This window comes from Inquilinus limosus MP06 (genome assembly GCF_000767795.1).
In the GTDB taxonomy this organism is placed as follows: domain Bacteria; phylum Pseudomonadota; class Alphaproteobacteria; order DSM-16000; family Inquilinaceae; genus Inquilinus; species Inquilinus limosus_E.
Map to the genome: position 1 here is coordinate 1 of NZ_JANX01000303.1, position 7,402 is coordinate 7,402.

General features: G+C 69.8%; 7 protein-coding genes. All 7 read right to left on the minus strand.

Annotated features, from left to right (window positions below; genetic code table 11):
• A partial coding sequence (locus P409_RS20885) for a M55 family metallopeptidase (RefSeq protein ID WP_034843077.1) occupies nucleotides 1-518 on the minus strand: 518 nt, incomplete at its 3' end.
• Nucleotides 515-1,555 (minus strand): P1 family peptidase, encoded by a 1,041-nt coding sequence (locus P409_RS20890; RefSeq protein ID WP_034843080.1) that lies wholly within the window; start codon nucleotides 1,553-1,555, stop codon nucleotides 515-517. The genes P409_RS20885 and P409_RS20890, both read right to left, overlap by 4 nt.
• Nucleotides 1,556-1,567: 12 nt before the next feature.
• Complete coding sequence (locus P409_RS20895) at nucleotides 1,568-2,455, minus strand: ABC transporter permease subunit (RefSeq protein WP_034843084.1); 888 nt, start codon at nucleotides 2,453-2,455, stop codon at nucleotides 1,568-1,570.
• Nucleotides 2,452-3,372 (minus strand): glutathione ABC transporter permease GsiC, encoded by a 921-nt coding sequence (gene gsiC / locus P409_RS20900; protein ID WP_034843089.1) that lies wholly within the window; start codon nucleotides 3,370-3,372, stop codon nucleotides 2,452-2,454. The genes P409_RS20895 and gsiC overlap by 4 nt, the downstream gene beginning before the upstream one ends.
• A gap of 201 nt (nucleotides 3,373-3,573) precedes the next feature.
• Nucleotides 3,574-5,100 (minus strand): glutathione ABC transporter substrate-binding protein, encoded by a 1,527-nt coding sequence (locus P409_RS20905; RefSeq protein ID WP_034843094.1) that lies wholly within the window; start codon nucleotides 5,098-5,100, stop codon nucleotides 3,574-3,576.
• Between the two features lie 32 nt (nucleotides 5,101-5,132).
• Nucleotides 5,133-6,983, minus strand: coding sequence for an ABC transporter ATP-binding protein (locus P409_RS20910; protein WP_034843098.1), 1,851 nt, complete (start codon nucleotides 6,981-6,983; stop codon nucleotides 5,133-5,135).
• A partial coding sequence (locus P409_RS20915) for an aminotransferase class IV (RefSeq protein WP_034843101.1) occupies nucleotides 6,980-7,402 on the minus strand: 423 nt, incomplete at its 5' end. The genes P409_RS20915 and P409_RS20910, both read right to left, overlap by 4 nt.

A 7,402-nucleotide genomic window follows, 5' to 3' on the forward strand; every position in this document is an offset into this window, starting at 1 on the left:
TGGACGAACTCGGCCTCGGGGAAATGCTCGCGCAGCTCGGCGACGCAGCGGTCATCGCCCGAGACCATCGCCACCGGCACGCCCAGGCTGCCGGCATAGGCGCCGTAGATCCCGGCCTCTCCCAGCGGCCTTCCGTTCAGCCGCACGGCACGGAAGGCGAAGCCGTTGGTGGTGTGGGCCAGAACGCCCTGCTCCGACGCCCGGGCGTGGTAGCCGAGGCAGAACACCGCGGCGTGGCCGGCATCGAGCCCGCAGAACATGTTGAGCGGCTTCGGCTTGCCCTGGATCACCTCCGCCGCCGGGTGCAGCAGCTCCGGCAGCAGGTTGGTCATCGGGCCGTGCGCGTCGTTGACCAGGATCTCGGTCGCGCCGCCCTCCAGCGCGCCCTCGATCGCGGCGTTGACCTCCTCGGTCATCAGCCGGCGGGCGCGTTCGTATTCGCCGTTGCCGGGCTGGCCCTGCTGCGGTGTCACCACGCCGGCCACGCCCTCGATGTCGGACGAGATATAGATCCTCATTTGCGTTCCTCCGCCTCCAGCCAATCCGCGAGCGAGGGCCGGCTGTGGCCCCGGCGGCCGACGGCGGGGCCCGCGGCGCAGAGGGCGTTCAGCACCGCCTCCTGCGTCGCTTCCGCCGCGGCCTGGAACAGCCGGTCGATGCGCGCCTCGTTGAGCGCCCGGATCGGGACCAGGTCCCGCTTCTGGTCGTGATCCACCGGATCGGCGGTGGTGAAGCCGAGCGCGATGTCGCCGCTGCCATGGCCCCAGAAGGCGCCGAGCCGGGCCAGCCCGGCGCCGCAGCGCTTGGTGACGCGCTGCAGCTGGCGATGCTCCAACGGCACGTCGGTCGCCAGGATCACGATCACCGAACCCTTTTCAGGAGCGGGCTCCGACGGCGGCGCCGGGCGGCGGCCGTCGGGCAGCACCAGGTCGCCGGCCCGGCCGAAATTCGCCAGCACCAGCACGCCGAGATGGAAATGCGTACGGTCGAACTTGACCCGGCGCGAGGCGGTGCCGATGCCGCCCTTGAAGCCGAAGCTGCTCATCCCCGTACCGGCGCCGACCGAGCCCTCGCCGACTCTGCCGACGCCGGCCGCCGCGATCGCCTCCAGCGCGTCGGCCTCGGTCACCGCCAGGGCCTGGATGTCGGACAGGAAGCCGTCATTGCACTCCAGCACCACCGGGTTGACGGTGCCGGTCTCGCGGCCGATGTCGGGGTTGGCGGCGATGGCGGCGCGGATCAGCGCCGTGGCGCAGGTGCCGACGGCGAAGGTGTTGGTCAGCAGGATCGGCGTCTCGACCGTCCCCAGCTCCGCCACCTGCATCAGCCCGGTGCTCTTGCCGAAACCGTTGATCACCTCGACCGCCGCGCGGGCCTTGGTCCGGAAGAGGTTGCCGGCATGCGGCAGGATGGCGGTGACGCCGGTCAGCACGTCGCCGGCATGCATGCTGAGATGGCCGACCAGCACGCCGGGCACATCGGTGATGGCGTTGAGCGGGCCGGTCGGCAGCGTGCCGCAGACCAGGCCGAAATCGCGGGCGAGACGGGCCGTCACCGATGCCTCCCTCTAGGTCTTCAGCTTCGGGTCCAGCGCATCGCGCAGCCCGTCGCCGAGCAGGTTGAAGGCCAGCACCGTGACGAAGATGGCGATGCCGGGGAAGAGGGTGATGTGGTCGGCGACGCCGAGATAGCTGCGGCCATCGGCCAGCATCGCCCCCCATTCCGGGCTGGGCGGCTGGGCGCCAAGGCCGATGAAGCTGAGGCTGGCGGCGGTCAGGATCGAGGTGCCGATGCGCATCGAGAAGTAGACGATCACGCTGGGCAGCGTGCCGGGCAGGATGTGCCGCAGCATCAGCAGGCGGTGGCGCACGCCGATCGCCCGCGCCGCGTCGACATAGACGGTCTGCTTGATCGCCAGCGTGCTGCCGCGCACCAGCCGGGCGAAGACCGGCACGCTGAACACGGCAACGGCGTAGATCACGTTGTCGATGCCGGGCCCCAGCACGGCGATGACGCCGATCGCCAGGATAATGCCGGGGAAGGCCAGCAGCACGTCGCAGAAGCGCATCACGAGGCCGTCGACCCAGCCGCCGTAGAAGCCGCTGACCAGGCCGAGCAGGATGCCGGCGACGCCGCCCAGAGTCACCGACAGGAAGCCGACGGCCAGCGAGATGCGGGCACCGAAGACGATGCGGCTGAAGATGTCGCGGCCATAGGCGTCGGTGCCGGCGAGATGCGCCCAGGACGGGCCTTCCAGCACCCGCTCGTAGTCGGGCGCGGCGAGGTCGTAGGGCGCGATCCAGGGCGCCAGGATCGCCATCAGCACCAGCGCCACCAGGAACAGCCCGGCGATGACGCCGACCTTCTGCCGGCGGAAGCGGCGCCAGAATTCGCGCCAGGGCGAGCGCACCTTCTCGGCGCCGGCCGACGCGACGGGGGCGGTGACGGCGCTCATCGGTAGCGGATCTCCGGATTGGCGAAGGCGTACAGCACGTCGACGGCCAGGTTGATCAGGATGAACTCGATCGAGAACAGCAGGATCTCGGCCTGGATCACCGGGTAGTCGCGGTAGGAGACGCTGTCGACCAGCAGGCGGCCGAGGCCGGGCCAGGTGAACACGGTCTCGACCACGATCGACCCGCCGAGCAGGAAGCCGAACTGCAGCCCGACCATGGTGATGACCGGGATCAGCGCGTTGCGCAGCGTGTGCTTCCACACCACCGAGCGCTCGAACACGCCCTTGGCCCGGGCGGTGCGGACATAGTCCTCGCGGAAGATCTCGATGAAGGCGGAGCGGGTGAAACGCGCCATCACCGCCGCCACCGTCAGGCCCAGCGCGATCGACGGCATGACGAAATGCTGCCAGGTGCCGTAGCCGCCGGTCGGCAGCCAGCCGAGATCGACCGAGAACACGCCGATCATCAGCAGGCCGAGCCAGAAGGGCGGGAAGGAGATGCCGGAGACGGCGAGAATCATGCCGCCATAGTCCTGCCAGCGGCCACGCTTGACCGCGGACAGCACGCCGATCAGCAGGCCGGCGATCACCGCCCAGACCATGCTGACGACGCTGAGCCAGACGGTCGGCATCAGCCGCTCGCCGATCTCCTCCGCCACCGGCCGACGGGTCTTCAGCGAAGTGCCGAAATCGCCCTGCACGATGTTGCCGAGGAAGGTCAGGAACTGCTGGTGCAGCGGCTTGTCGAGGCCGAGATCGGCCCGCACCAGCGCCACGTCGGCGGCGGTCGCGTCCGGCCCGGCCACCAGCCGCGCCGGGTCGCCGGGCAGCATGTGGACGAAGCTGAAGACCAGGACGGCGATCACCGCCATGACCGGGACGATACCGAGCAGGCGCCGGATCAGATAGTTCAGCATGGGGGCTCCGGGGACCGATCGGCCGGCGGACCGTCGATAGGTACCGCGCGCTTTCCCCAACTTGTCATGCCCGGGCTTGACCCGGGCATCCAGGGCGGCAAGTGCCGCTCTCGGTGGCCCCTGGATCGCCGGGTCAAGCCCGGCGATGACAAGATAAAATGAGGCAGCATCGACGAAATCCGCCGGCCTTTCGGTATGGACTTACTGGAACGCCGGATCCTCGACCACGAAGCCGCGGTCGGGCAGGACGAAGACGCCGGACAGGTCCTTGGCCTGGGCGCTCAGCACATGCTCGACCGCCAGGTCGATCCAGGGCGCGTCCTGCCAGACCTGCGCCTGGACCTTGGCATAGGCCTCGCCGCGCTTGCCCTCGTCGGCCGTGGCCACCGCGGCCTCCAGCGCCTGATCCACCTCCGGGTTGGAGTAGTAGGCGACGTTGAACAGCTTCGGTGGGAAGCCCTTGCCCCACAGCAGCGGCCGCAGCGCCCAGTCGGCGTCGCCGGTCGAGGACGACCAGCCGCCATAGTACATCTGCACGGTCGCCTCCTCCGGCGTCTGCACGCTCCAGATCTTCTGCGACAGCACGCCGGATTCGAGCGGCGTCACCTGCGCCTTGACCCCGACCTGGGCCAGCTGCTGCTGCAGGAACTGGGTGGCGCGGATCGAGGTGGTGCTGTTGCCGGACCACAGCACGGCCTCGAAGCCGTCGGCATAGCCGGCCTCGGCCAGCAGCGACTTCGCCTTGGCCGGGTCATACGGCCAGACGCCCTGCTTGGCGTAGAATTTCAGCGACGGCGGCATCGGCGAATCCGCCGGCTCGCAGAAGCCGCTGAGCACCACCTTGCAGAAGGCGGTGCGGTCGACCGCGTAGTTCAGCGCCTGGCGGACGCGGACATCGTCGAACGGCTTCTTGCGGGTGTTCAGCGCCACGTACCAGTTGACGATCGACGGCCGCTCGGTGACCTCGAGCGAGGCGTTCGCCTTGATCACCTTCACCATCTCCGGCGGCACCGGGGTGATGAACTGGGCCTCGCCGGCCTGCAGCATGGCCATGCGGCTGCCGTTCTCCGGCACGCTGCGGATGGTGACGCCGTCGACCTTCGGCGCGCCCTTCCAGTAGCCGTCGTAGCGCACCGCCTCGAGCGTGTCGGCCGACCAGGACTTGAAGCTGAACGGGCCGGTGCCGACCGGGTTGCGGCCGATGTCCTTGCCGTACTTCTCCAGCGCCGCCGGGCTGATGATCATGGTGCCGGGATGGGCCAGGGTGTTCACCAGGGCGCCGAACGGCTCCTTCAGCAGCACCTTTACGGTGTGGTCGTCGACCACCTCGACATGGTCCAGCATCGACAGCAGCGACTGGCGCTTCAGCTTGTTCTCGGGGTTGGCCAGGCGCTCCAGGCTGATCTTCACCGCCTGGGCGTTGAAGTCGGTGCCGTCCTGGAACTTGACGCCCTGACGCAGCTTGAAGGTGTATTGCTTGGCGTCATCGCTGACCGTGTAGCTCTCGGCCAGCAGCGGCACCAGCTTCATGTCCTGATCGAAGCCGTAGAGGCCCTGGTAGAACAGGCGCGAGGCCGACTGGGCCGAGGTCTCGTTGACGTTGGACGGGTCCAACCCCGTCAGATTCTCCTGGATGCCGATCACCAGGGTCTTGGCCATGGCCGCGCCCGGCAGCGCCAGCAGCGCCGCGGCGGCACAGCCGATCAGGGTCCGTCTCCAGTGTCTCATTGCTCTCCCCTTTGCTTTGCTTCGTGAGTGGGTTAGCTGAAATCGCCGACGCGGTGGCGGGCGACGAAATGGCCCGGCCCGACCGGCTCCAGCGGCCGCACCAGCGGCTCGTCGCCCAGGGGCCGGATCGGGCTCGGGATCTCGCCCTCGATCAGGCTGGTGTCGCGGTTGCGCCGGGTGGGGTCCGCCACCGGCACCGCCGCCATCAGCCGGCGGGTATAGGGGTGCTGTGGGCTCTCGAACACCGCCTGGCGCGGCCCGATCTCGACGATCTGGCCGAGATACATCACCGCGACGCGGTGGCTGACCCGCTCCACCACCGCCATGTCGTGCGAGATGAACAGGTAGGACAGGCCGTGCCGCGCCTGCAACTCCATCAGCAGGTTCACCACCTGGGCCTGGATCGAGACGTCGAGCGCCGCCACCGCCTCGTCGGCGATGATCAGCCGCGGCTCCGATGCCAGGGCCCGTGCGATGCAGATGCGCTGGCGCTGGCCGCCGGAGAATTCGTGCGGATAGCGGCGGGCATGCTCCGGCCGCAGTCCGACCTGGGTCAGCAGGTCGGCGACGCGCTGCTCCACCGCCCTGCCCTTGGCCAGGCCATGGGTCAGCAGCGGCTCGGCGATCGAGAAGCCGACCGTCAGCCGCGGGTTCAGCGAGGCGAAGGGATCCTGGAAGACGTACTGGATCTTCTGCCGCAGCCGCCGCCGCTCCTCCGCCTTCATCTGCGCCAGCGCCCGGCCCTCGAAGCGGATCGATCCGGCAGAGGGCTCCAGCAGCTGCATGATGGTGCGGCCGGTGGTGGACTTGCCGCAGCCGCTCTCGCCCACCAGTGCCAGGGTCTCGCCCGGCTGCAGGCCGAAGCTGACCTGCTCCACCGCATGGACCCGGGCGACCAGCTTGCCGAACACGCCGCGGCGCACGTCGAAGCGGGTCGAGAGCTGGTCGACCTCCAGGAGCGGGCTGCCGGCGCGCACCGTATCCTGCGGCGCCGGCGGCGGCTCCTTCGACCCGTCGACCCGGACCAGCGGGAAGCGGGCCGGCAAAGGCTGACCTTGCAGGCTGCCCAGCTTCGGCACCGCCGACAGCAGCGCCTTGGTGTAGGGGTGCTGCGGCGCCGTGAAGATCCGCTCGGTCGGCCCCTCCTCCACCTTGCGGCCCTGATACATGACCACGACCCGGTCGGCGACCTCGGCCACCACGCCCATGTCGTGGGTGATGAACATCACCGCCATGCCCATCTCGCCCTGCAGCCGGCGGATCAGCCGCAGGATCTGGGCCTGGATGGTGACGTCCAGCGCCGTGGTCGGCTCGTCGGCGATCAGCAGGCTGGGCCGGCAGGACAGCGCCATGGCGATCATGACGCGCTGGCGCATGCCGCCCGACAGCTGGTGCGGATGGCGGTCGAGCATCCGCTTCGCCTCCGGGATCCGCACCCGCTCCAGCATGCTCAGCGCCTCGGCCCGCGCCGCCTTGGCGTCCTTGCCCTGGTGCAGCATCACCGCCTCGGCGATCTGGTCGCCGATGGTGAAGACCGGGTTCAGCGACGTCATCGGCTCCTGGAAGATCATCGCGATCTCGTTGCCGCGCAGGGCGCGCAGCGCCTCGGCCGGGGCCTTGGCCAGGTCGCGCACCGTACCGTCGCGGCCGCGGAAGCGCACCGAGCCGCGGGCGATCCGGCCGCCGCCATAGTCGACCAGCCGGATCAGGCTGAGCGAGGTCACCGACTTGCCGGAGCCGCTTTCGCCGACCACCGCCACCGTCTCGCCCGGCGCGATGGCGAAGCTCAGATCCTCGACCGCGGTGACGGTGCCGTCATCGGTCGGGAACCGGACCGTCAGCCCGTCGACCTCGATCAGCGGTGCAGTGGTCCCAGCGCTCATGCCGGCTGCCCGACCAGTTGGTCGAACGCGTCGCGCACCCGCCGCCACACCGGGCCGGGCCGGCCGGTGCCGACCGCGGCGCCGTCCAGCCGCACGATCGGCGCCAGCTCCTTGGTGGTGCTGGTGATCCAGATCTCGTCGGCGGCGCGCAGCTCGGCCTCGGTGACATCGCGCTGCTCGACCGCGATGCCCAGCTCCTCGGCCAGCCGGATCGCCATCCGCCGGTTGATGCCGTCGAGGATGCGGTGGTCGGCGGCAGGCGTCGCCACCCGGCCGTCCCTGACCACGAAGACGTTGCTGGCGGCGCACTCGCTGACCAGGCCGTCGCGCAGCATCACCGTCTCCAGCACCCCGGCCTCGGCCGCGTTCTGGGCGGCGAGGACGGAGGGCAAGAGGGCGATCGACTTGATGTCGCAGCG